22 protein-coding genes and 1 other RNA gene are annotated in these 24,319 nt (G+C 63.4%); 12 read left to right on the top strand and 11 right to left on the bottom strand.

Annotation, left to right across the window (positions count from 1 at the left end):
* Positions 1–9: 9 nt before the first annotated feature.
* On the bottom strand, positions 10–990 hold the full coding sequence (locus PVZ80_RS11440) for a hypothetical protein (RefSeq protein WP_273863909.1): 981 nt from the start codon (positions 988–990) through the stop codon (positions 10–12).
* A gap of 208 nt (positions 991–1,198) precedes the next feature.
* Between PVZ80_RS11440 and PVZ80_RS11445 the strand changes: the two genes are divergently transcribed.
* Positions 1,199–1,516, top strand: a complete 318-nt coding sequence (locus PVZ80_RS11445; protein ID WP_009051394.1) for a DUF2388 domain-containing protein — start codon at positions 1,199–1,201, stop codon at positions 1,514–1,516.
* 77 nt (positions 1,517–1,593) lie between these two features.
* On the opposite strand, the gene gcvP is transcribed toward PVZ80_RS11445, so the two are convergent.
* On the bottom strand, positions 1,594–4,467 hold the full coding sequence (gene gcvP / locus PVZ80_RS11450) for an aminomethyl-transferring glycine dehydrogenase (protein ID WP_009051395.1): 2,874 nt from the start codon (positions 4,465–4,467) through the stop codon (positions 1,594–1,596).
* A gap of 174 nt (positions 4,468–4,641) precedes the next feature.
* Between gcvP and PVZ80_RS11455 the strand changes: the two genes are divergently transcribed.
* The 3 genes from PVZ80_RS11455 (at position 4,642) to PVZ80_RS11465 (ending at position 7,785) form a co-directional block, all read left to right on the top strand.
* Positions 4,642–5,784, top strand: a complete 1,143-nt coding sequence (locus PVZ80_RS11455) for a DegT/DnrJ/EryC1/StrS family aminotransferase (protein ID WP_103330869.1) — start codon at positions 4,642–4,644, stop codon at positions 5,782–5,784.
* 390 nt (positions 5,785–6,174) lie between these two features.
* On the top strand, positions 6,175–6,858 hold the full coding sequence (locus tag PVZ80_RS11460) for a hypothetical protein (protein ID WP_053270156.1): 684 nt from the start codon (positions 6,175–6,177) through the stop codon (positions 6,856–6,858).
* 219 nt (positions 6,859–7,077) lie between these two features.
* Entirely contained in the window at positions 7,078–7,785 is a 708-nt protein-coding gene (locus tag PVZ80_RS11465; protein ID WP_028683689.1) for a hypothetical protein, read from the top strand.
* A gap of 92 nt (positions 7,786–7,877) precedes the next feature.
* On the opposite strand, the gene gcvH is transcribed toward PVZ80_RS11465, so the two are convergent.
* From gcvH to PVZ80_RS11505, 8 genes are all read right to left on the bottom strand, one after another.
* Positions 7,878–8,261 carry a glycine cleavage system protein GcvH gene (gene gcvH / locus PVZ80_RS11470; RefSeq protein WP_009046109.1) on the bottom strand — a complete coding sequence of 128 codons (384 nt, stop codon included), beginning with the start codon at positions 8,259–8,261 and terminating at the stop codon, positions 7,878–7,880.
* Positions 8,262–8,312: 51 nt separating this feature from the next.
* The gene (gene gcvT / locus PVZ80_RS11475) at positions 8,313–9,395 is read right to left on the bottom strand and encodes a glycine cleavage system aminomethyltransferase GcvT (RefSeq protein ID WP_009051399.1); all 1,083 of its coding nucleotides are present in this window, start codon (positions 9,393–9,395) and stop codon (positions 8,313–8,315) included.
* Positions 9,396–9,551: 156 nt separating this feature from the next.
* Positions 9,552–11,168 (bottom strand): ABC transporter permease, encoded by a 1,617-nt coding sequence (locus tag PVZ80_RS11480; RefSeq protein ID WP_216311045.1) that lies wholly within the window; start codon positions 11,166–11,168, stop codon positions 9,552–9,554.
* A gap of 94 nt (positions 11,169–11,262) precedes the next feature.
* Positions 11,263–12,264: an extracellular solute-binding protein gene (locus PVZ80_RS11485; protein WP_016703211.1), complete on the bottom strand. Its 1,002-nt coding sequence runs from the start codon at positions 12,262–12,264 to the stop codon at positions 11,263–11,265.
* Positions 12,265–12,472: 208 nt separating this feature from the next.
* On the bottom strand, positions 12,473–13,690 hold the full coding sequence (locus tag PVZ80_RS11490) for a 2-octaprenyl-3-methyl-6-methoxy-1,4-benzoquinol hydroxylase (protein ID WP_164485218.1): 1,218 nt from the start codon (positions 13,688–13,690) through the stop codon (positions 12,473–12,475).
* A 121-nt stretch (positions 13,691–13,811) separates the two neighbouring features.
* Positions 13,812–14,999: a 2-octaprenyl-6-methoxyphenyl hydroxylase gene (gene ubiH, locus PVZ80_RS11495; protein ID WP_009051404.1), complete on the bottom strand. Its 1,188-nt coding sequence runs from the start codon at positions 14,997–14,999 to the stop codon at positions 13,812–13,814.
* Entirely contained in the window at positions 14,996–16,330 is a 1,335-nt protein-coding gene (pepP, locus tag PVZ80_RS11500) for a Xaa-Pro aminopeptidase (protein WP_009051405.1), read from the bottom strand. The genes ubiH and pepP overlap by 4 nt, the downstream gene beginning before the upstream one ends.
* A gap of 27 nt (positions 16,331–16,357) precedes the next feature.
* Positions 16,358–16,915, bottom strand: coding sequence for a YecA/YgfB family protein (locus PVZ80_RS11505; protein WP_009051406.1), 558 nt, complete (start codon positions 16,913–16,915; stop codon positions 16,358–16,360).
* Positions 16,916–17,055: 140 nt separating this feature from the next.
* Between PVZ80_RS11505 and PVZ80_RS11510 the strand changes: the two genes are divergently transcribed.
* The 4 genes from PVZ80_RS11510 to PVZ80_RS11525 all read left to right on the top strand — a co-directional run bounded on the left by PVZ80_RS11510 (position 17,056) and on the right by PVZ80_RS11525 (position 18,515).
* A complete protein-coding gene (locus PVZ80_RS11510; protein ID WP_007911197.1) occupies positions 17,056–17,265 on the top strand; it encodes a TIGR02449 family protein in 210 nt (69 codons plus the stop codon).
* A complete protein-coding gene (locus PVZ80_RS11515) occupies positions 17,262–17,585 on the top strand; it encodes a cell division protein ZapA (RefSeq protein WP_007926742.1) in 324 nt (107 codons plus the stop codon). The genes PVZ80_RS11510 and PVZ80_RS11515 overlap by 4 nt, the downstream gene beginning before the upstream one ends.
* 24 nt (positions 17,586–17,609) lie before the next feature.
* Positions 17,610–17,788, top strand: a non-coding RNA gene (gene ssrS / locus PVZ80_RS11520) — 6S RNA.
* Between the two features lie 121 nt (positions 17,789–17,909).
* Positions 17,910–18,515 (top strand): 5-formyltetrahydrofolate cyclo-ligase, encoded by a 606-nt coding sequence (locus PVZ80_RS11525; protein ID WP_009051407.1) that lies wholly within the window; start codon positions 17,910–17,912, stop codon positions 18,513–18,515.
* Between the two features lie 34 nt (positions 18,516–18,549).
* Here the strand turns inward: PVZ80_RS11525 and PVZ80_RS11530 are convergent, their stop codons facing one another.
* The gene (locus tag PVZ80_RS11530; protein WP_007926740.1) at positions 18,550–18,696 is read right to left on the bottom strand and encodes a hypothetical protein; all 147 of its coding nucleotides are present in this window, start codon (positions 18,694–18,696) and stop codon (positions 18,550–18,552) included.
* A gap of 195 nt (positions 18,697–18,891) precedes the next feature.
* Here PVZ80_RS11530 and PVZ80_RS11535 point away from each other — a divergent pair, with 195 nt between their 5' ends.
* From PVZ80_RS11535 to PVZ80_RS11550, 4 genes are all read left to right on the top strand, one after another.
* Positions 18,892–19,341 (top strand): EVE domain-containing protein, encoded by a 450-nt coding sequence (locus tag PVZ80_RS11535; RefSeq protein ID WP_028683686.1) that lies wholly within the window; start codon positions 18,892–18,894, stop codon positions 19,339–19,341.
* 134 nt (positions 19,342–19,475) lie between these two features.
* Complete coding sequence (locus PVZ80_RS11540; RefSeq protein WP_009051409.1) at positions 19,476–20,441, top strand: HlyD family secretion protein; 966 nt, start codon at positions 19,476–19,478, stop codon at positions 20,439–20,441.
* Positions 20,438–23,158 carry a ribosome-associated ATPase/putative transporter RbbA gene (gene rbbA, locus PVZ80_RS11545; protein ID WP_038635980.1) on the top strand — a complete coding sequence of 907 codons (2,721 nt, stop codon included), beginning with the start codon at positions 20,438–20,440 and terminating at the stop codon, positions 23,156–23,158. The genes PVZ80_RS11540 and rbbA overlap by 4 nt, the downstream gene beginning before the upstream one ends.
* Positions 23,158–24,273, top strand: coding sequence for an ABC transporter permease (locus PVZ80_RS11550; protein WP_009051411.1), 1,116 nt, complete (start codon positions 23,158–23,160; stop codon positions 24,271–24,273). Before rbbA ends, PVZ80_RS11550 begins: the two co-directional genes overlap by 1 nt.
* Positions 24,274–24,319: the final 46 nt, after the last annotated feature.

Consider the following 24,319-nt stretch of genomic DNA (forward strand, 5'->3'; position numbering starts at 1 on the left):
GCCGTCCGGCTACCAGTCGAGGACACCCAACCCGGTATTGGGCTTGATCCACAGCACCGCGCCGTTCTCCCTGCGTTGCTGTATCGAGCGCCCGGCATCGAGCGTTTCCCCCGTGCGCAGGTTCTGCGCGGAGTCCGATTTGCTCGGGCTGAACATCAGGGTCCCCGGCGTGTCCTGGCGAACCCTCATGCCGCGGGGGTAGTGCCAATCGCCCAGGGTCAGGTCTTGCGCCAGTTGCCCGCTCCAACGTCCCGGTTGCCGCTGCTTGTCGAGATCCAGGCTCAGGCTCGACAGCGCTATCCCCTGGATAACCACCGCCGGTGAAGCCAGACCGATGGTGTCGATGCTGAACCTGCCGTCGTACTGCCTGACCTCGCTGGAGCTCGGCCACTTCACCCCTGCCACATCGGCCCCGGTCACCAGGGTGCATTCAGAGAAGCTCCAGCGGCTCGGCTGCAAGCGGTCCGCGTCGGCAATGTCCAGCGTTACCCAGGTGCCGCCGGCGCAGGGCCAGCCCGCGACGATCTGATCACGGCTCAGCAGCATCTTTGAGAAAGGGCCGCTGCCGTACATCTGCAACTCTGTAACCTCCACACCGTTGATGGTGTGTGGTGCAGCGAATTTGGCGTAATAGAGGCTGCGCAGTCCATGAGGTTGCGGCTGGCCTTGCGAATCCAGAGGTTCAAGTGTTCCCAGATTCAGTTGGGCGCCTGCGGGCAATGGCAGGCCATCAAGCTGCACGTCCTGCTCAAGTTGCGGGTGGAGCGCCTTTCTAAGCTGATCGTCGCTATAGATCTTCCACAGCGTGCAAACCACGATGATTGCGCATACCCCTGCAAGCGCACCGAAGTGCAGGGGCTGACGACGCATCCGGTGTGGGAAGGCCGGAATGAGCCAGGCTATCAGCAGCAAGGGAAGTCCGATAAAGGACAGCAACACCAGGTTCAACAGGGTTGCGTAGATCATCGCGCCAAAAATCAAGGCCAGCATCCGTGCAGTCGAGAAAGTCGCCCATGGTGTCAAATGCCACCCCTGCGTTCCAGCACATTGACTCAATACCGAGGTGCAGCGGTCGCTCCCGAAGAGCTCGTTCGGCCCCTGTCCACGCGGGCGAAAGCTTGTTGCAGCAGCAGGGAACTCAATTGGGCCAATGCCTATCAAAGGGCTCAGTTTTCCCCCCTAGCTGGAGTCACCCACCATGCGTTTCAAAACAGCTGTCGCCACCCTGGCCCTGCTTTCCCTGCCTGTAGGTTCGGCAATGGCCGACAGCTTCTGGCGTAACATCCTTTCCACCGGCGCCACCACCGCTTCCACCTACCTGACTTCCAAGGATCACAAGCTGGTCGCCGCCGCCCAGGACGACGCCAGCAGCTTCGTCGCCAGTGAAGGCAGCATCCGCGGTCCGTACCTGGAAGCCGCGATGCAGAAAGTCCGTGCCGACAACCCGGGCCTGCAGGCCACTGACATGGAGCTGGCCAACGCCATCCTGGCGAAAAACGCCATCGCCCAGCAGTGACCGCCAGCCGGTAGCCAGGCTGACGCAACGAAAAATGCCGCTCACAAGAGCGGCATTTTTTTGCCCGCCGTTCGAGCTCAGCGGTAGGCATCCACCGGTACGCAGGCGCAGAACAGGTTGCGGTCGCCGTAGACATTGTCGACCCGGTTCACCGTCGGCCAGTACTTGTGTGCCCTGGCGTGGGGGCTGGGGATCACCGCCTGCTCGATGCTGTAGGGCCGCTCCCAGACCCCGGCGATGTCCGCCAGGGTATGGGGCGAACGCTTGAGCGGGTTGTCTTCGGCCGGCCAGTTGCCTTCCTGGACCTGGGCGATCTCGGCGCGAATGCTCAGCATCGCCTCGATAAAGCGGTCCAGCTCGGCCTTGGACTCGCTTTCGGTGGGCTCCACCATCAGCGTGCCCGGCACCGGGAACGACATGGTCGGCGCGTGAAAGCCGTAGTCCATCAGGCGCTTGGCCACGTCCTCTTCGCTGATGCCGGTCTGCGCCTTGAGCGGTCGCAGGTCGAGAATGCATTCGTGGGCGACCCGGCCATTGCGCCCGCTGTAGAGCACCGGAAAGGCCCCGCTCAAGTGTTCGGCCAGGTAGTTCGCGGCGAGGATCGCCACCTCGCTGGCATCCGCCAGCTGCGGCCCCATCAGGGCGATGTACATCCAGCTGATCGGCAGGATGCTCGCGCTGCCCCAGGGCGCCGCGCTGACCGCGCCGTTCTGCGGCAGCGGCCCGTCGATGGCCACCACCGGGTGGTTGGCCACGAACGGCGCCAGGTGCGCCCGCACGCCGATCGGCCCCATGCCCGGGCCACCGCCGCCGTGGGGAATGCAGAAGGTCTTGTGCAGGTTCATGTGGGAAACGTCGGCGCCGATGTCGGCCGGCCGCGTCAGCCCGACCTGGGCATTGAGGTTGGCGCCGTCCATGTACACCTGGCCGCCGTGGCTGTGGATCACTTCGCAGATCTCGCCGATGCCCTCCTCGTACACCCCGTGGGTCGAAGGATAGGTGGCCATCAGGCACGCCAGGTGTTCGCCTGCGGCCAGGGCCTTGTCTTTCAGGTCTTGCAGGTCGACGTTGCCGGCGTCGTCGCAATCGACGATCACCACCTGCATCCCGGCCATCTGCGCCGAGGCCGGGTTGGTGCCGTGGGCCGAGGCGGGAATCAGGCAGATGTTGCGCTCTCCCTGCTGGCGGCTCTCGTGGTATTTGCGGATCGCCAGCAACCCGGCGTACTCGCCCTGGGCCCCGGAGTTGGGCTGCATGCAGATCGCGTCGAAGCCGGTAATGGCGCATAACCAGCGCTCCAGTTCCTCGATCATCAGCGAATAGCCGAGTGCCTGCTCCGGCGGGACAAAGGGATGCAGGTTGGCGAAACCGGGCCAGGTGATGGGGATCATCTCGCTGCTAGCATTGAGCTTCATGGTGCAGGAGCCCAGCGGGATCATCGACTGGTTCAGCGCCAGGTCCTTGTTCTCCAGCTGCTTGAGATAACGCAGCATCTCGGTTTCGCTGTGATGGCTGTTGAACACCGGATGGCTCAGGTAAGGCGTGCTGCGCAGCAGGTCCTGGGGAATGCCCGGGACCAGGCTTTCAGCGTCCAGTTGCGCCACGTCCAGGCCGTGGTCGGCGCCGAGGAACACATCGAACAGGCGGGCGACGGTATGCTCGTCGCAGGTTTCATCCAGGCTCAGGCCCAGGTGCCCGCGCCCGAGGATCCGCAGATTGATCTGCGCGGCCTTGGCGCTCTCGATGATGGCCGTCTGGCTACCGCCGACCTCCAGCGTCAGGGTGTCGAAGAACTGCCGGTTCAGCCGCTCGATGCCCTTGCGTTCAAGGCCGGTGGCGAGGATGCAGGTCAGCCGGTGGACACGCTGGGCGATGCGCCGCAGACCTTCCGGACCGTGATAGACCGCGTAGAAACTGGCGATATTGGCCAGCAGCACCTGGGCCGTGCAGATGTTCGAGTTGGCCTTCTCGCGGCGGATATGTTGCTCGCGGGTCTGCAGGGCCATGCGCAGCGCCACGTTGCCCCGGGCATCCCTGGACACGCCGATGATCCGCCCCGGAATCGCCCGCTTGTACTCTTCGCGACTGGCGAAGAACGCCGCGTGGGGCCCGCCGTAGCCCATGGGCACGCCAAAGCGCTGGGACGAACCGAACACCACGTCGGCCCCCAGCTCGCCCGGCGGCGTCAGCAGCAACAGGCTCAACAGGTCGGCCGCCACGCAGGCCAGCGCATGCTGCGCATGCAGGTGATCGATCAGCGGCCGCAGGTCGCGAATCTCGCCGTGGGTGTCCGGGTACTGCAACAAGGCGCCGAACACCTGGTGCTGCTTGAGGTTGTCCAGGGTGTCGACCACCAGTTCGAAGCCGAACCCTTCGGCGCGGGTCTGCACCACCGAGAGAGTCTGCGGATGGCAGTTCTGGTCGACGAAGAACAGATTGCTTTTCGACTTGGCCACGCGCTTGGCCAGGGCCATGGCTTCGGCGGCGGCGGTCGCTTCGTCCAGCAGCGAGGCGTTGGCCAGCTCCAGGCCGGTGAGGTCGATGGTCAGTTGCTGGAAATTGAGCAGGGCTTCGAGCCGGCCCTGGGCGATTTCCGGTTGGTAGGGTGTGTAGGCGGTGTACCAACCGGGGTTTTCCAACACGTTGCGCAGGATCACCGTGGGGGTCAGGGTGCCGTGATAACCCATGCCGATCAGGCTGGTCCAGACCTGGTTCTGCTCGGCATAACCGCGCAGCTTGGCCAGGGCGGCCTGCTCGTCCAGCGCCGGCGGCAGCTCCAGCGGACGGTTGAAACGGATGCCCGGCGGCACCGTCTGTTCGATCAGCTCGACCCGGCTGCCCAGGCCCAGGCTGTCGAGCATCGCTTGCTGCTCGGCGGCGTCGGGCCCGAGGTGACGCCGCAGAAAGGCATTGGGATCGCGTAACTGGCTCAAGGACGGCAACTGGGACATGACGGGCTCTCTCTCAGGCGGCGCTCGGCGTCGATGGAACACGGTCAAAGCAGCATAGCAGCCGATCCCGGACGCCGACGGTGTGGCACCCCGGGCCAACCGGTAGCATGATGCTCGACTCCGGCGCGGCCCGCCGCCCTGCCTCGACCTCTGCTTATCGGGTACCCCATCGTCATGAGCCAGCTGCCTTTCCTGCCGTTCTCCAAACCCACCATCGATGAAGCCACCATCGCCAGCGTCGGCGAAGTCCTGCGTTCGGGCTGGATCACCAGCGGGCCCAAGGTCCAGGCCTTCGAAGCGCAACTCTCGCAGTATTGCGGTGGGCGCCCGGTGCGCACCTTCAATTCCGGCACCTGCACCATGGAGATCGCCCTGCGGATCGCCGGCATCGGCCCTGGCGACGAAGTCATCACCACGCCGATTTCCTGGGTGGCCACGGCCAACGTGATTCTCGAAGTCGGCGCCACCCCAGTGTTCGCCGACATCGACCCGGTTACCCGCAACATCGACCTGGCCCAGGTGGAAGCGGCCATCACGCCACGGACCAAAGCCATCATCCCGGTGTTTCTCGCCGGCCTGCCGCTGGACATGCCGCGCCTATATGCCCTGGCGCGTAAACACGGCCTGCGGGTCGTGGAAGACGCCGCCCAGGCGCTGGGTTCGAGCTGGAACGGCGAGCGCATCGGTGCCGGCGGCGACCTGGTGTCTTTCAGCTTCCAGGCCAACAAGAACGTCACCTGCAGCGAGGGCGGCGCCCTGGTGCTGAACACCGCCGAAGAGGCCCGCCTGGCGGAGAAGTACCGCCTGCAAGGCGTGACTCGCCACGGCTTCGATGGCCTGGACGTGGACGTGCTGGGCGGCAAATTCAACATGACCGACGTCGCGGCCGCCATCGGCCTGGGCCAGTTCGCCCATCTCGAAACCCTCACCGCGCACCGCCGCGAACTGGCCCGGCATTACTTCGAATGCTTCGGCAGCGGCTTCGAAGCCCGCTACGGCGCCCAGCTGCCACCAGCAGATTTCAGCAACAGCAACTGGCACCTGTTCCAGCTGGTACTGCCGCAGCGGCATGACGGCAAACCGGCGCGGGCGACCTTCATGGAGCAGATGCAGGAACGCGGGATCGGCATCGGCTATCACTACCCGCCGATTCACTTGCTAAGCCTGTACCGCGAGCGCGGTTTCAAGGAGGGGATGTTCCCGGTGGCGGAACGGGTAGGACGACTGATCGTCTCGTTGCCGATGTTCACAGCCATGAACAAGGGCGATGTTGAGCGCTCGGTAGCGACGGTGAAGGCTGTCTTGCAAGATGCATAAATAAATAGATACCCAGCCCTTGAACGGCTGGCTTGTGCAATATTCAAGACGCTCAATGCCCAGGCATTGGGCGTTTTTATTTCAGCAATAAATACAGTTGCCAATAGTTATATAAGTGTCCACTTGTCCGATCCTTTGCGCCAAAAACCAGACTCCCGGCAGGACTCACTTTAATCGCACACATAAACACATGATAAATCAGCACGAACCAATGCATTAAATTTCCGAAACACAGACGACTTTCACAACAATAGCCAATCATTCTATAGGTCAACTTTCCGCCTGCTATGTTTACTTATGACTGCGCCCTGGAAACAAAAGGCCATTACGCAGCTGAAAAGACCGTTACAAAATCCATGTTTCAATTTACTCGAAATGGAGTTCACAGAAATGAGCAGCCAACAAATAGTTGTATACATCGAAGAAGAACAGTTGATTGCGCAAAAGAACAACAACTACAGCCTCTATCTGGCCAAGAAAGTAAATAATGACTTTACTGTCATCTGGCAATCAAAAGGCCCCGTTGCGACAGTCAACAACCCTAGTTACCAATATAGAAACACCTTTGATATCGCCACCCCGTCGTTCATGGTCAACTTCACCAATGACCCGGTCAGCAGCGGCGATGTCACCTTCACCTCCGGCGGGAAAAACTTGCCCATCAGCACCGGCCAGACCACGACGCTCGATGCGAACGGCGTGTTCACACCGGCCAAGAATGGCGGCGTCCCCTCGGATGTTCTCATCAAAAATGAGCTGCAAGGCAATCCGCATGCAATCCTCCTGGATTCCAACGGCAACAACATCTGGGTGAACCGTCAGAGCGGCATGAACATCGGCCCTGCGACGCTGACACCAAAGAGCCAATATCAACTCTGGTTCGGCAACATTCAGGAAACCGGTTCGTTGATCGCCATCAACCTGTCCAACCCCTATGTAGCGACCCTGCAGGATGGCGGCAGCGTCACCATTACCTACACCGACAGTGGCACCTGGGTGACCGGCGAACCGGCCAGAATCCTGAGCGCCTCCGAAGTCAGGGCGCTGCACGCCAGGCTCGGGATCGCGGCCTAGTCCGCCGGGCGGATCGAGCATCGGTTGCGCGAAGGACATAGAGCACTGCGCGATGCCATTGGCAGTCTTCCGTTCGCAAGTTCCGCTCATGCAAGAAAACCCTGTATATCGTAGATCTACAGGGTTTTTTATTGATGGTGTCGAAGCCATAGTCGAACGGGCCAGGTGGAGTCGAGACTCTGTGCCTGAATCATCCACAGGATGAGCGTGAGATTAGCCATGAGTAAGCAAACCATAATTGTCTATATTGAAGAAGAGCAACTTGTTGCACAAAAGATAAACAATTACAGCCTCTACCTGGCCAAGAAAGTAAACAGTTCCTTCACTGTCATCTGGCTTTCAAAACCGCCATTCGCCGCCCCCAACCAACCGACGTATCAATACAAGAACATCTTCAATATCACCAATGATTCCTACATGGTGAACTTCACCAATACACCGCTGCAAGAAGGAGACGTCAATTTTACTTCAGGCGGAAAGAACCTACCCATCAACACAGGCCAGATAACCACCCTGGATCAATATGGTGTATTCAGCCCTGCAAAGAATGCTGGAACGCCAGGAGATGTTTCAATAAATAACGAACTTCTGGCCAACCCCAGCAATATATTGTTGGACTCCACCGGACTCAGTCTCTGGGTGAACCGCTCAGGTGGCATGAATATAGGCATAACCACCATGACCCCCAAAAACGAGTTTCAACTATGGTTCGGTCCGGCCCAAGCGGCGGGTTCGCTGATCCCCAGCAACCTGTCCAGCCCTTACAACATCAGCGTGAACGACGGAGAAACCAAAACCGTCACCTACACCAATCAGGGCGCCTGGGTTAGCGGCGAACCCGCGGCGAGTTTGACGGCAGAAGAAGTGGCAGCGCTTCACATCAGGGTGAACAAAGCCGTGCTGCGGGCCAGATCGCTCCGCCGCTAGGCCAGCCCCAGACGTCGCCTGCAAACGAAAAACGCCGCGTACCCGATAAGGGCAACACGGCGCTCTTGTAGCGGATTCGCTTCTGGCAGGGGTTATTCGCCGATAGCGGCCTTATAACCGGCTGCGTCGAGCAGCTTCTCAAGATCGGCAGCGTTGGCCGGCTTGAGCTTGAAGATCCAGGCGCCGTACGGGTCGCTGTTGAGCAGCTCGGGGCTGCCGCTCAGGTCTTCGTTGACCGCGATCACTTCGCCGGCCACTGGCGCGTAGATATCGGAAGCGGCCTTCACCGATTCCACCACACCGGCCTGGTCGCCAGCGCCGAAGACATTGCCGACTTCGGTCAGCTCGACGAACACCACGTCGCCCAGGGCTTCCTGAGCGTGGTCGCTGATGCCCACGGTCACGGTGCCATCGGCTTCCAGACGGGCCCATTCGTGACTTTCGGCAAAACGCAGGTCAGCAGGGATATCGCTCATGTTCTGTGTCCTCAAGAAGAAATGTCAGCGGTAGATCCCGCCGGAAATAAGTTAGATCAAGGTTTTGCCATGACGCACGAAGGTCGGTTTTACCACCCGGACCGGGTACCACTTGCCACGGATTTCCACTTCTGCACGGTCGGCGGTAGCCATGGGCACCCGTGCCAGGGCGATCGATTTGCTAAGCGTAGGAGAGAAACTACCACTGGTGATCTCTCCTTCGCCAACATCGGCGATGCGCACCACTTGATGGGCACGCAGCACGCCGCGTTCTTCCAGCACCAGGCCGACCAGTTTGTGCTTCACCCCACCCGCGCGCTCGGCCTCCAGCGCGGTGCGCCCGATGAACTTACGCGACGCCGGTTCCCAGGCGATGCTCCAGGCCATGTTGGCCACCAGCGGTGAAACCTCCTGGTGAATGTCCTGGCCGTACAGGTTCATGCCGGCCTCCAGGCGCAGGGTGTCCCGGGCGCCGAGGCCGATCGGCGAGATGCCCGCGCCGACCAGATCGTTGAAGAACGCCGGGGCCTGGTCGGCCGGCAGGACGATTTCCAGGCCATCTTCACCGGTGTAGCCGGTGCGCGCGATGAACCAGTCGCCATCGGCCTGGCCTTCGAAGGGCTTGAGTTGCTGGATCAGCGTGCCGCGCGACTGGGTCACCAGCTCGGCGATCTTGTGGCGGGCGTGGGGCCCCTGGATCGCCAGCATCGCCAGCTCGGAGCGTTCATGCAGTTGCACCTGGAAATCGCCCAGTTGCGCGTGCATCCAGGCCATGTCCTGGTCACGGGTGGCGGCGTTGACCACCAGCCGGTAACCGGCGTCGGTGCGGTAGACGATCATGTCGTCGACAATGCCGCCGTGCTCGTTGAGCATGGCGCTGTACAAGGCCCTGCCGGGGCTTTGCAGGCGTTCGACGTCGTTGGCCAGCAGGTGCTGGAGCCAGGCCTTGGCCTGGGGTCCGTCGACATCGATCACGGTCATGTGGGATACATCGAAAACCCCGCAATCGCGGCGCACCTGATGGTGCTCCTCGACCTGCGAGCCGTAATGCAGAGGCATATCCCAACCGCCAAAATCGACCATCTTCGCGCCCAGGGCGAGATGAAGGTCATACAGAGGCGTGCGCTGTCCCATGGGTTTCTCCTTCCGGGCGTGGCGAAGGTGCGGGCGGTCGCCGTATGAGCTGGAAGCCTTGAAATAGATGGCTCTCAGACAATTCAAGAGACCCGATCAGAAAGATCGACCGCACCGAATGCCGCGCATTGTAGCCGCAAGGTGTGACACTGGCACCTAACCGATTCGATGAGCGGAGCGTCGGATCAGTCCGATCACCGGCAGCAATCCCACCAGGACCAGGGTCAGGGCGGGCAACGCGGCACGCGCCCATTCGCCCTCGCTGGTCATCTCGAAGATCCGCACCGCCAGCGTGTCCCAGCCGAACGGGCGCATCAGCAGGGTGGCGGGCATTTCCTTGAGCACATCGACGAACACCAGCAACGCCGCGCTCAGGGTGCCGGGCAGCAAAAGCGGCAGATACACTTTGAAAAACAGTCGTGGTCCGCTGACCCCCAGGCTGCGCGCCGCTTCCGGCAACGACGGGCGGATCCGCGCCAGGCTGCTTTCCAGCGGCCCGTAGGCCACCGCGATAAACCGCACCAGATAGGCCAGCAGCAACGCCGCCAGACTGCCCAGCAGCAAGGGTTTACCCGCCCCACCGAGCCAGCCCGACAGCGGGATCACCAGCTCGCGGTCCAGATAACTGAAAGCCAGCATGATCGACACCGCCAGCACCGAACCCGGCAAGGCGTAACCCAGGTTGGCCAGGCTGACGCCGGAACGGATCGCCCGGGTCGGCGCCAGCCGTCGGGCGAACGCCAGCAGCAGGGCCACGCTGACCGTGATCAGGGCCGCCATGGCGCCCAGGTACAGGGTGTGCAGGATCAGCCCGGCATAACGTTCGTCGAGATCGAAGCGGCCACGCTGCCAGAACCACACCACCAGTTGCAGCACCGGGATGACGAAGGCACAGGCGAATACCAGCGCGCACCAGCCCGTGGCCGCCAGGGCCTTGATGCCATGCAGGTGGTACAGCGCCTTGCCCCGCGGCCGCTCGTTGCCGGAGCGACTGGCGCCGCGGGCGCGACGCTCGCCGTACAGCACCAGCATCACCGCCAGCAGCAACAGGCTGGCCAGCTGCGCGGCGCTGGACAGGCTGAAGAAGCCGTACCAGGTCTTGTAGATGGCGGTGGTGAAGGTGTCGAAGTTGAACACCGCCACCGCGCCGAAGTCCGCCAGGGTTTCCATCAGCGCCAGGGCCACACCGGCGCCGATGGCTGGCCGCGCCATGGGCAGGGCCACGCGCCAGAACGCTTGCCAGGGCGTCTGCCCCAGCACCCGCGCGGCCTCCATCAGGCCTTTGCCCTGGGCCAGGAACGCGGTGCGCGCCAGCAGATACACATAGGGATAGAACACCAGCACCAGGACCAGGATCACCCCGCCGGTGGAACGCACCCGCGGCAGGCGCAGGCCCGTGCCGAACCATTCGCGCAACAGGGTCTGCACCGGGCCGGAAAAGTCCAGCAGGCCGACGAAGACAAAGGCCAGCACGTAGGCCGGAATCGCAAAGGGCAGCATCAGCGCCCAGTCCAGCCAGCGCCTTCCGGGAAACTCGCAGAGGCTGGTCAGCCAGGCCAGGCTCACCCCCAGCAGCGTCACGCCCACACCGACGCCCAGCACCAGGGTCAGGGTGTTGCCCAACAGGCGCGGCATCTGGGTCTCCCACAGGTGCGACCAGATCTGCTGGTCGACCACCTGCCACGACAGCAGCAGCACGCTCAGCGGCAGCAGCACCAGGGCGGCGACGGCAAAAACCAGCGGGTACCAGCGACGTTGGGCGGGATGGGCCACGAAAGACTCTCGAGCGGGATGGATCAATAAAAGGCAATGGCGAACCGGCTAAACAAAACGCCCCGCAAAGGCGGGGCGCAGTATAACCAGCGGATCAGTTCCAGCCAGCACGGTCCATCAGGCGAATGGCCTCGGCCTGACGCTTGCCGGCGACTTCCACCGGCAGGGTGTCAGCCACGAACTTGCCCCAGGCGGCCACTTCGGCGGACGGCGGCACGCTCGGGTTGGCCGGGAACTCCTGGTTCACGTCTGCGAAGATCTTCTGCGCTTCCTCGGTAGTCATCCACTCCACCAGGGCCTTGGCGGCTTCCGGATGCGGAGCGTGCTTGGTCAGGCCGATGCCCGACAGGTTGACGTGCACGCCGCGATCGCCCTGGTTCGGCCAGAACAGTTTGACCGGCAGATCCGGCTTCTGCTTGTGCAGGCGGCCGTAGTAGTAGGTGTTGACGATGCCCACGTCGCACTGGCCGGCGTTGATCGCCTCGAGCACCGCGACGTCGTCGGAGAACACGTCGGTGGACAGGTTGTTGACCCAGCCCTTGACGATTTCTTCTGTTTTCGCCGCGCCATGGGTTTCGATCAGGGTCGCGGTCAGCGACTGGTTGTAGACCTTCTTCGCCGTGCGCAGGCACAGGCGGCCTTCCCACTGCTTGTCAGCCAGGGCTTCGTAGGTGGTCAGTTCGGACGGTTTCACCCGCGCGGTGGAGTAGGCGATGGTCCGCGCCCGCAGGCTCAGGCCGGTCCAGGCGTGCGAGGCGGCGCGGTATTGCAGGGGGATGTTGGCGTCGATCACCTTGGAGGTGAACGGCTGCAGGATGCCCATCTGCTCGGCTTGCCACAGGTTGCCGGCATCGACGGTGAGCAGCAGGTCGGCGGTGGCGTTCTCGCCCTCGGCCTTGATCCGCTGCATCAGCGGCGCTTCCTTGTCGGTGATGAACTTCACCTGGACCCCGGTTTTCTGGGTGTAGAGATCGAAGACCGGCTTGATCAGTTCGTCGATACGCGAGGAGTAGACCACCACTTCGTCGGCTGCCTGGACAGTACCGCCAATGAGGGTGAGGGCCAGGGCGGTCAGTAGACGCTTCGGTGCCAACATGGGAGCGGTCTCTCGAAATCAAAGGGGAGTAAATGATAAGGACTACTATTTAGCTTCTCAAACTGAACCGGCGGCCGAGGCGTTACGAGATGTTGCATAACCCGTCGAGGGAACATTGGCCGGGCGATCCGATCGCGAGCAAGCTCGCTCCTACAGGGGGAGCGCCGATACTGTAGGAGCGAGCTTGCTCGCGATGAGGCCATTGGGATCAGGCCTTGGCCAGTTCCGGCAGATCCCCGGTGAGGCCCAGTGCCTGGCGCACGAACAGCGCCTTGGCCTCGGGCATCTGATCGACCATTTTCAACCCGGTGTTACGCAACCAGCGCAGCGGCAGCGGATCGGCCTGGAACAGCCGCTCGAAGCCCTCCATCGCCGCCATCAGCGCCAGGTTGTGCGGCATGCGCCGCCGCTCGTAACGGCTGAGCACCTTGGTGTCGGCCAGACGTTCGCCGCGGCTGGCCGCCTGCAGCAGCACCTCGGCCAGTACCGCGGCATCGAGGAAGCCCAGGTTGACCCCCTGCCCGGCCAGCGGATGGATGGTATGAGCCGCGTCGCCGATCAGCGCCAGGCCTTCCGCCACGTAACGCTTGGCATGACGCTGGCGCAACGGCACACAGAGCCGCGGATCGGCGCTCAACACCGCGCCCAGGCGGCCTTCGAAGGCGCGCTCCAGTTCTCGGCAGAAATCGCTGTCGTCCAGCGCCATCAGGCGTTCGGCCTCGCTGGGCGTGGTCGACCAGACAATCGAGCACCAGTCATGCTGACCGTCGCGCTCCAGCGGCAGGAAGGCCAGCGGGCCGTTGTCGGTGAAACGCTGCCAGGCGGTCCTTTGGTGTGGCTCGGCGCAGCACACGCTGGTCACGATGGCGTGATGCAGGTAATCCCATTCGCGGGTGGCGCAGCCGGTCAGGCGCCGCACCGCCGAATTGGCGCCATCGGCGGCGATCACCAGCGGCGCGCGCAGGCTGCGGCCATCGGCCAGGGTCAGCAGCCAGTCGTCGCCGGAACGGCGCATCTGCTCCAGGCGGGCATTGGCCAGCAGGCCGATGTCGCAGTTGTGCAGGCGCTCCAGGAGCGCGTCCTGGACCACCCGGTTTTCAACGATGTGGCCCAGCGCCTCGGCATGCACGCTGGCGGCCGAGAAATGAATCTGCCCGGTGCCGCTGCCATCCCAGACCTGCATCTCGGCATACGGGCTGCTGCGCCGCCGGGTTACCCCTTCCCAGACACCCAGGCGCTCGAGAATCCGCTGGCTGGCCGCCGACAACGCGCTCACCCGCGGCTCGAACGGCGCTTCGCTGTCGAAGGGCTTGACCTTCAGCGGGCTGCCATCGAGCAGCAGCACTTCCAGGCCGCTGTCCTGCAACGCCAGCGCCAGGGCGCTCCCGACCATTCCGGCCCCGACAATCAGCAGATCTGCACGCATTTCCATGCTTTAAGCCTGTCTCGCTTGCGGCTTGAGCCGCACGTAAAGGGTTTTGTCGAGCCGCGCTGCCTGGCTGCCGACACTGTGCTGGATTTCCATGCCCGGTCGCGGGCTCAGCCACTCACGCATCGGGACGGGTACCCAGGCCCATGGCTTGCCGGGCGAACCAGCGCTTGGCCGGCGGCAGCAGGTCCAGGCCCAGCAGCCCGATATTGCGCCCCAGGGACACCAGCGGCAGCTTGCTGCCGAACAAGCGGGTGACCTGGTCGGAGAAGCCCACGGTCAGGTCCTGGTCCAGCCGCTGCCGCTCGCGGTAGGCCTGCAAGATGCTGAAATCGCCGGGCGGCGTCGGGCTGACCAGCAAGGCATCGGCCAGCGCCTGGGCGTCACGCAACGACAGGTTGAAACCCTGCCCGGCAATCGGATGCAGGCTGTGGGCGGCGTTGCCCAGCACCACCAGATGAGGACGCACCTGCTCCTCGGCCTCCACCAGCGACAGCGGGTAAAGATGCCGCGCGCCGACCTGTTTCAGGGTGCCCAGGCGATAACCGAATACCCCCTGCAATTCGCTGAGGAAGCTGCGTTCATCCAGCGCGGCCAGGCGCTGCGCGTCCATGCCCAGACGGGTCCAGACCAGCGCGCAGCGGTTCTCCGGCAGCGGCAGCAGGGCCATCGGGCCGTCGTCGGTGAAGCGCTCGAAGGCCATGCCGTTATGGGCTTCGCTCGGGGTGATATTGGCGATCAGCGCGCTCTGGTTGTAGGGGCGCTTTTTCACCCCGATACCCAGTTGCTCGCGCAGCCCGGAGCGACCGCCGTCGGCCAGCACCGCCAGCTCGCAATCCAGGCTGGTTTCATCGTTGAGGGTCAGGCGATAGCCGTCTTCCAGCGGCTCCATGCGCGTGACTTCGGCCGGGCAGCGCCAGCTCACCACGTCCTTGTCCAGCCCCTGCCAGAGGCATTGGCCGAGCCAGGCGTTTTCCACCACATAACCCAGGGCGGGAACGCCCTCCTCCATGGCCGACAGCCGCGCGGTGGAAAACCGTCCACGGTCGGAGACATGGATCTGTTTGATCGGCTCGGCGCGGCGGGAGATTTCCTGCCACACACCCAGCCGTTGATAGATCTGCCGCGCGCCGAACGACAGCGCCGAAGAACGCGCGTCGTAGCTGGGCTGATAGGTATCGCCCGGAGCGAACGGCTCGATCAGCACGATTTTCCAGCCGCGCTCCTTGGCGCCGGCCTGCAAGGCCAGGGCCAGGCTGGCACCGACCAGGCCACCGCCGATGATCGCCAGATTGACCCGGTTCATGCTGCATGGCTCCGTGCGGCGGCCATCAGGGCCTCGATCTCGGCCACGGTTTTTGGCACGCCACCGGTGAGAATTTCACAGCCTTGCTTGGTTACCACCACGTCATCCTCGATGCGCACGCCAATGCCGCGCCATTTCTTCGCCACGTTCTGATTGTCCGGCGCGATGTAGATACCCGGCTCGACCGTCAGGGCCATGCCGACTTCCAGCACCCGCCATTCGCCGCCGACCTTGTACTCGCCGACATCATGCACATCCATGCCCAGCCAGTGGCCGGCGCGGTGCATGTAAAACGCCTTGTAGGCTTCGCTGGCGATCAACTCGTCCACCTCGCCTTCGAGCAGCCCCAGCTTGACCAGCCCGGCGGTGATCACCTTGACGGTCGCCTCGTGAGCCTGGTTCCAGTGCTTGTTCGGCGCGATCTCGGCAAAGGCGGCTTCCTGGGAGGCCAGCACCAGCTCGTAGATCGCCTTCTGCTCGGCGGAAAACTTGCCGTTCACCGGCCAGGTGCGGGTGATATCGCTGGCATAACAATCGATCTCGCAACCGGCGTCGATCAGCACCAGATCGCCGTCCTTGAGCAACGCGTCGTTCTGCTGGTAATGCAGGATGCAGCTGTTGCGCCCGGCGGCGACGATCGAGCCGTAGGCCGGCATCTTCGCCCCGCCCCGGCGGAACTCGTAGTCCAGCTCGGCTTCCAGGCTGAACTCGTACAAGCCGGCGCGGCTGGCCTGCATGGCCCGAATATGGGCCTGGGCGGAAATCCGCGCGGCCTCGCGCATCACCTTCACTTCCGCCGCCGATTTATACAGGCGCATGTCGTGCAGCAGATGATCCAGGGCAACGAATTCGTTCGGCGGCTGGGCGCCCAGGTGCGCCTTGGAGCGGATCACATTGATCCATTCCATCAGGTGGCGATCGAACTCGGGGTTGCTGCCCATGGCCGAATACACCCGGTCGCGGCCTTCGATAAGGCCCGGCAGGATGTCGTCGATATCGGTGATGGGAAAGGCATCGTCGGCGCCGTAATCGCGAATCGCGCCTTCCTGGCCAGCCCGCAGGCCGTCCCAGAGTTCACGCTCGGCATTGCGCTCGCGGCAGAACAGGATGTACTCGCCATGCTCGCGACCGGGCATCAGCACGATCACCGCCTGGGGTTCGGGGAAACCGCTGAGGTACTGGAAATCGCTGTCCTGGCGGTAGACATGCTCGACGTCGCGGTTGCGGATCGCCACCGCGGCAGCCGGCAGGATCGCGATGCTGTTGGGTTCCATCTGCGCCATGAGCGCCTTGCGGCGGCGGGTGTATTCCGATTTCGGGATATGGATCATGGGCAGACGGATTTCCCTATCGAACGATCAGTGCAGAGAAGGCTTGGCGGCCGGTTCAACCGTCTTGTTGGTCTCGGTAAACAGCAGCAGCGGGGCGACCCGCAGGTATTCCATCACTTCCATGTAGTCGCTTTCGCCGTCGTCGGACTCTTCCAGTGCGTCCTGCACCTGGGCGATCGCCGCAAGGTCCTGCAACACTTCCGTGGCCTCGGCGCTCAGGGCGCTGCTGTCACGGGAGTTCAGGCCGAAGCCGGTGAGGAAACCCTGGCACCATTGACCCAGGGCCGCGGCGCGCTCGGCCAGCGGGGCGTCGTCGGTGGGCAGCAGCAGAACGACGGTCATGTCGTCGCTGGTCAGTTCGCCCTTGACCATTTCCTGCAGGCCGATCAAGGCGTTGCGAACATTGTCCTGCGGCTCGCCTTCGAGCAGTTCGGCGGCGTCGATCAGCCAGCCGTCGACCTCGAAGCCGGCGCCGGCGCAGCTGCGACCCAGCAACAGGCCATGCAATTCGGCAGGCGAGACAGGGTGACCGCTGCTGCTGAGCAGGGTGGCGAAGGCGTTGTACGGGGAATTCTGAATGGGCATGGGTAGCTAGGCGCCAAGCGGCGCAATGTCTAGAATGGAGGCCTTGTATCCTAGCATCGGCAGACGCGCCAAGACCATCGAGGCCGTCAACTCGTTTGCCCGGGCAGTTGCCACTCATCAGACAAATCCAGTGGGATCCAATGGAAGACACCGATCTGCAAGCGCTGATGGCTAGACTCGAACTGCTAATTGGCCGGGTCGAGCAACTAAAGAGTCAAAACGCACTCTTATTAGCTCAGGAAAAGACTTGGCGCGAGGAACGCGCGCACCTCATTGAAAAAAACGAAATCGCCCGGCGTAAGGTCGAATCGATGATTTCGCGCCTCAAGGCCCTGGAGCAAGACTCATGAGTTCAAGCAATAGCGTTACCGTGCAGATCCTCGACAAAGAGTATTCGATCATCTGCCCCCAGGAAGAACGTAGCAATCTGGTGAGCGCCGCCCGGTACCTGGATGGCAAGATGCGTGAGATCCGCAGCAGCGGCAAAGTCATTGGCGCCGATCGTATCGCCGTGATGGCCGCCCTCAACATTACCCACGATCTGCTGCACAAGCAGGACCGCCCTGACGTGCAAGCCAGCGGTTCGACCCGCGAACAGGTGCGCGATCTGCTCGAGCGCGTGGATCTGGTGCTTGCCACCGACACCGATACAACCAAGGCTGATTCCTGAGGGTGGTTGCGGTATAATCCCCACCACTCCCTGGGGTGCTTGCCAGTTGGCGATGTCCCTGAGCCGATTCGCACTACCCTGGAAGTTGCACGTTGGGCCGGTGTGCATGTCCGCTAGACGGAAAGCCTTAACGCCTACTGCATCTTCCGCCTTGAACTTTCGGGTTCAAGGGCTAAGTCGACAGCGGTTCATCCGGGGAGCCTGAATTCAATACCAATGCCAGCTATGCAAATAGCTGGCATTATTTTTTTCGGCTCCGTTTTTTTTCAGTTCAGGGTTATTTGATACGCTGTCCTGCCGTACCCCACCCGGACCCGAGCGACCATGACCGAACCGGCGCCGCTTTCCCGCCCGCAACTTCGACGCATACTGCGCAAAGCCCGCCGCGCCCTCACCGCCAGCGAACAACGCCAGGCCTCTCGTGGGCTGTATCGGCAACTGGCGCAGCATCCGCTGTTCCGCCGCGCCAGGCACATCTCCCTTTACCTGCCCATGGACGGTGAAATCGATCCGCGCCCGCTGCTGCTGGCCGCGCAACGCCGGGGCAAGGCGACCTATCTGCCGGTGCTCAGCGCCTGGCCCCAGACCAAGATGGTGTTTCAGCGCGTTCGCCCCGGGGAAAAACTGCGCCCCAACCGCTTCCGCATTCCCGAGCCACGGAGAAGCCTGGCCCGGCAACGCAAGGTCTGGGCGCTGGACCTGGTGCTGTTGCCGCTGGTCGGCTTCGATGAGGCGGGTGGACGCCTGGGAATGGGCGGTGGTTTCTATGATCGCAGCCTGGCCTATCTGGCACGGCGCAAAAGCTGGCGCAAGCCGACGCTGCTGGGGCTGGCCCATGAATGTCAGAAAGTCGCGAAACTGGATCAGGCGAGCTGGGATGTACCGCTGCAAGGAACGGTGACAGACAAGAAATGGTATTTCGCGAAATAGGCGCCACCACAAGAGAGCGGCGCCCTGGAAGGGATCAACGTTTGTAAGGCTGCTGCTGTTGCGCGAGTTCGACCGGAGCGTCGGTCTTGTTGGCCCACAAGCTCTGCGCATAACCGGTTGTCACCACGCCCAAACCGAACAAAATAACCAAAATCCATAGTAAATCCGGTTTGCGTTGCATCGATTGCCCCCCTCAGGCAAATCACACACGATGACAGCAACGGTTTCCATAACAGGCCGTGCAGCAGCGTCAAGCTTAAAATCCCGGCATTCTGCGATAACGTGAACCGACACGCAAATGCTGACGTCAACCGACTGTCGGTTTGTCATAAAATCGCCCGACAACTTGCCCACGTCCCTCTGGAGAGCAAAGAAAATGGCCTATTGGCTGATGAAATCCGAACCGGAAGAACTCTCGATCGAGGGCCTGGCACTCAAGAAACAGGCGCGCTGGGACGGCGTGCGCAACTACCAGGCGCGAAACTTCCTGCGCAACATGGCGGTGGGTGACCAGTTCTTCTTTTATCACTCCAGCTGCCCCGAGCCGGGCATTGCCGGGATCGGCCAGATCATCGAGGCCGCCTACCCGGATCCGACCGCCCTGGAACCGGAAAACCCACACTTCGATCCCAAGGCCAGCGCCGAGAAAAACGCCTGGAGCGCCGTCGACGTCGCCCATGTCGAAACCTTCCCCAAGGTGCTGCGCCTGGATTATCTGAAGCAGCAAAGCGCCCTCGCCGAGCTGCCCCTGGTGCAGAAAGGCAGCCGGCTGTCCGTGATGCCGGTGACCGCCGAACAGTGGGCGGCAGTACTCGCGTTGCGCTGAACAGGCCGCCAGCGCTACTCAGGCAGGCATCCCGCGCACAACGTACTAGGCTTGCCCGTTCATTTGACGGACATCAAGTCGCCTAACGGCTTGAGCCGCCAGACTAGAATGCTATAGCCGCAGGGATACCCCCAATGCCGACGAATCACCGCTCCTCCCGTCTTTTTGCCTTCGCCTTGCTGGCATTGCTGCTGATCGCGGGCGGTTTTGGTTATTGGAAATCCACCCTGGACCGCCTGCCCGAAGGCCTGAGCATGGGCAACGGCCGGCTTGAAGCCACCGAAGTGCAGATCGCCAGCAAGACGCCCGGACGCCTGGCCGAAGTGCTGGTCGACGAAGGCGACAAAGTATCCAAGGACCAACTGCTGGCCCGCATGGACACCCGCACCCTGGAAGCCCAGCGCGCCCAGGCCGAGGCCGATGTGGTGCGCACCCGGGAAAACCTCGCGGCGGCCGAAGCCAACGTGCAGCTGCGCCAGAGCGAACTGCTGCTGGCCAACCAGGAACTCAAGCGCTCCCGGGAACTGTTCAAGCGTGGTTTCGCCAGCCAGCAGATCATCGACCAGCAGCAGGCGCGCCTGAACACTGGCAACGCCGCCGTCCAGGCAGCCCAGGCCCAGGTCGCCGCGGTGCGCGCTGCCATTGGCTCGGCCAAGGCGCTGGTCGCCCAGCTGACCAGCGAGATCGACGACAGCAGCCTGCGTGCGCCCATCGACGGCATCATCCAGCTGCGCCTGGCCGAACCGGGCGAGGTGCTGGGCGCCGGCGGCCGGGTGTTGCTGCTGATCGACCCGAGCGACCAGTACATGAACCTCTACCTGTCCGCTTCGGTGACCGGCCGCCTGGCCGTCGGCAGCGAGGCGCGGATCCTGCTCGACGCCCTGCCCGATCAACCGCTGCCGGCGAAAATCAGCTTTGTCGCGGCCAAGTCCCAGTTCACCCCCAAGGAAGTGGAAACCCGCGATGAGCGCCAAAAACTGGTGTTCCGCGTCAAGCTGCGGCTGACCGAACCCAGCGCCGTTCCGCAGGCCAAGCCAGGCATGCCCGGCGCCGGCTACGTGCGCACCGCGACCGTGGACTGGCCGGCCAATCTGCAATGAACGAGCTGGCGCTGCAGGCCACCGGCATCAATCACCGTTATGGCTCGCAACAGGCCCTGGCCGACCTCACCTTCAGCCTGCCCGCCGGCACCCGCTGCGGGCTGATCGGCCCGGATGGCGCCGGCAAGTCGAGCCTGCTGGGCTTGATCGCCGGGGTGAAGAAGCTGCAGCAGGGCCAACTGCAAGTGCTCGGCGGCTCCATCGAGCAACGTCGCCATCGCAACAGCCTGTACGCACGGATCGCCTTCATGCCCCAGGGCCTGGGCGGCAACCTGTATCCCGAGCTGTCGATCCAGGAAAACATCCGCTTCTTCGCCACCCTGTTCGGCCTGTCGAAAAGCCAATGCGAACAGCGCATGCACAACCTGTTGCTGGCCACCGACCTGCTGCGCTTCGCCGAACGGCCCGCGGGCAAGCTGTCCGGTGGGATGAAGCAGAAGCTCGGGCTGTGCTGCGCGCTGATCCATGAGCCGGACCTGCTGATCCTTGACGAGCCCACCACCGGTGTCGACCCGCTGTCGCGGCGGCGCTTCTGGGAACTGGTGGACGAGGTTCGCCGCCAGCGCCCGCAACTGACGCTGCTGGTGGCCACCGCCTATATGGAGGAAGCCGAACAGTTCGAACACTGCCTGATGCTCGACCGCGGCCGGCTGATTGCCCAGGGCTTGAGCCGGGAACTGGCCATCGTCACGCCCAGTGGCAAGCTCGACGACGCCTTCACCCACTTTCAGGGCGACAGCGGGCATGACAACCAGCCGCTGGTGATTCCGCCCAGAACCGCAGGCGATCAGCAAATCGCCATCGAGGCCCATGAGCTGACCTTGCGTTTCGGCGATTTCACCGCCGTGAACAAGGTCAGCTTCGCCATTGGCCGGGGCGAGATTTTCGGCTTCCTCGGTTCCAACGGCTGCGGCAAGACCACCACCATGAAGGTCCTGACCGGGCTGATGCCGGCCACCGAGGGCAGCGCCAAACTGCTGGGCAACCCGGTGGACGCCAAGGACCTGGCCACCCGCAAGCGCGTGGGCTTCATGTCCCAGAGCTTTTCGCTGTACGGCGAACTCAGCGTGCGCCAGAACCTGGTGCTGCACGCCAGGCTGTTCGACCTGCACAAGGCCGAGAGCGGCCCGCGGATCGAAGAGCTGATCCGCCGTTTCGCCCTCCAGGAGATTGCCGAACAACCCTCCGGCGCCCTGCCCCTGGGCTTGCGCCAGCGCCTGTCCCTGGCGGTGGCGGTGCTGCACCGTCCGGAAGTGTTGATCCTCGACGAGCCGACCTCGGGCGTCGACCCGGCGGCCCGCGATGACTTCTGGCGCCTGTTGATCGAGCTGTCGCGGGAACAGGGGGTGACGATCTTTCTGTCCACCCACTTCATGAACGAAGCCCAGCGCTGCGACCGCATCTCGCTGATGCACGCCGGCCAGGTGCTGGCTTGCGATACGCCGGCCGCCCTGCAGCAACAGTTCGCCGGCGAAACCCTGGAAGCCGCTTTTGTCCGCTGCCTGGAAGACGCCCAGGGCACGTCGGAACCACCGCCCCCAGCCACGGAACAGCCCGAGGTCGCCAGCGCCATGCACAGTGACGGTCGGCGCTTCAGCCTGTCGCGCCTGATCGCCGTGGCCACCCGTGAAGGCAAGGAGCTGATGCGCGACCGGGTGCGCCTGAGCTTCGCCTTGCTCGGGGCGCTGTTCATGATGGTGATCTTTGGCTACGGCATTTCCCTGGACGTGGAAAACCTCGCCTTCGCCGTCTACGACCAGGACCAGACGCCGCAAAGCCGCGCCTACCTGGAAGCCTTCCGCAGCTCCCGCTACTTCAAGGAGCAGAAGCCGATCCGTGACGCCGCCGAGCTGCACCGGCGCCTGCAACGCTCGGAGATCAAGCTGGCCCTGGAGATTCCCCCCGGCTTCGGTCGCGATCTGTACGCCGGGCGCCAGCCCGCGGTGGCCGCCTGGCTCGACGGCGGCATGCCGTTTCGCGCCGAGACCAGTCGCAACTATGTCGAAGCAGTGCATCAAGCCAATATCGAATTGCTGGCCGAACACAGCAGCCGGGCCCCGGGGCGGCCCCCCGCGGCCCGCCTGGAAACGCGCTTTCGCTACAACCAGGACGTGGTCAGCGTGAATGCCATCGGCCCCGGGGTGATGGCGCTGATCCTGGCGTTCATCCCGGCGATGCTCACGGCGCTGGGCATCGTGCGCGAGAAGGAACTGGGCTCGATCACCAACTTCTACGCCACGCCGCTCAAGCGCCTGGAGTTTCTCCTGGGCAAGCAGGCGCCTTACCTGGGCCTGAGCCTGATCAACCTGGCGCTGCTGGTGGCCATGAACCGCTGGCTGTTCGGCGTGCCCTTCAAGGGCAGCGGCCTGACCCTGGCCTTCGGCGGCCTGCTGTACGTGCTGGCCACCACCAGCCTGGGCCTGCTGATTTCCGCCTTCACCCGCACCCAGATCGCGGCGATCCTCGGCACCATGATCATCACCAGCCTGCCGACCATCCAGTTCTCCGGACTGATCGTGCCGCGCTCGTCGCTGGACGGCGCCGCGGCGCTGATGGGGCAGCTGTTCCCCGCCGGTTACTTCCTCGACATTGCCGTCGGCACCTTCACCAAGGCCCTGGACCTGCGCCAGCTGTGGCCACAGTGCCTGGCGCTGTTCGGGTTCTTCCTCGGGTTCACCGGGCTGAGCCTGGCGATGCTGAAAAAGCAGGAGGCCTGATGCACCGGTTCAACCACATCCTGCGCCTGGGCCTCAAGGAACTCACCAGCCTGCGACACGACAGCGTGTTGCTGCTGTTCCTGCTGTACGCCTTCACCGTGGCCATCTACATGCCCGCGGCCGGGTCGGTGATCGGCGTGCACAACGCCAGCGTCGCGCTGGTGGACGAAGACCACAGCCATCTCTCGCGCCAGCTGGCCGAGGCCCTGCAACCCCCGGAATTCCAGAACCCGGAGCCGTTGCCCTACGACCAGCTGGACCAGGTCATGGACAGCGGCCAGTTCACCTTCGTCATCAATGTGCCGGCCAACTTCCAGAACGACCTGCTGGCCGGGCGCCAACCCAGCGTGCAAGTGAATGTCGACGCCACCGCCATGAGCCAGGCCTTCATGGGCGCCGGTTATATCGGGCGGATTTTCCAGCGTGAACTGTCGAACTACAGCCAGGCCGACCCGGCGAGCCGGATGCCGGCCCAACTGACCAGCCGCGCGCTGTTCAACACCAATCTGCAGGGCGGCTGGTTTCTGGCGGTGATCCAGATCGTCAACAACATCACCATCCTGGCCATCGTCCTGACCGGTACGGCGCTGCTGCGCGAGCGCGAGCACGGCACCCTAGACCATCTGCTGGTGCTGCCGCTGACCGCCCTGGAAATCATGCTGGCGAAGATCTGGAGCAACATGCTGGTGGTGGTGCTCTGCACCTGGGTGTCGCTGGAGGTGATCGTCAAAGGCGTGCTGGGCGTGCCGCTGGCCGGTTCGCTGGGGCTGTTCCTCGCGGTGACCGCGCTTTACCTGTTCGCCAGCACCGCGCTGGGGATCTTTCTCGCCACGCTGGCGCGTTCGACCCCGCAATTCGGCTTGCTGGCGATTCCGGTGATCATCCCGATGTTGCTGCTGTCGGGCGGCAGCACCCCGTTGGACAGCATGCCTCAGTGGCTGCAATGGGTGATGCAGGGCTCGCCGTCGACGCACTTCGTCAGCCTCAGCGCCGCGATCCTGTTTCGCGATGCCGGCATCAGGGTGGTCTGGCCAGACCTGCTGGCCCTGGCGGTGATCGGCCTGCTGTTCTTCGGCATTGCCCTGGCGAGGTTTCGCAGGAGCCTGGCGTCCTGAGCGACTGGTAGGAGCGAAGCTTGCTCGCGATCAGCCGTCAGGCTGG

The organism is Pseudomonas sp. B3G-3 (assembly GCF_028640915.1).
In the GTDB taxonomy this organism is placed as follows: Bacteria; Pseudomonadota; Gammaproteobacteria; order Pseudomonadales; family Pseudomonadaceae; genus Aquipseudomonas; species Aquipseudomonas chlororaphis_I.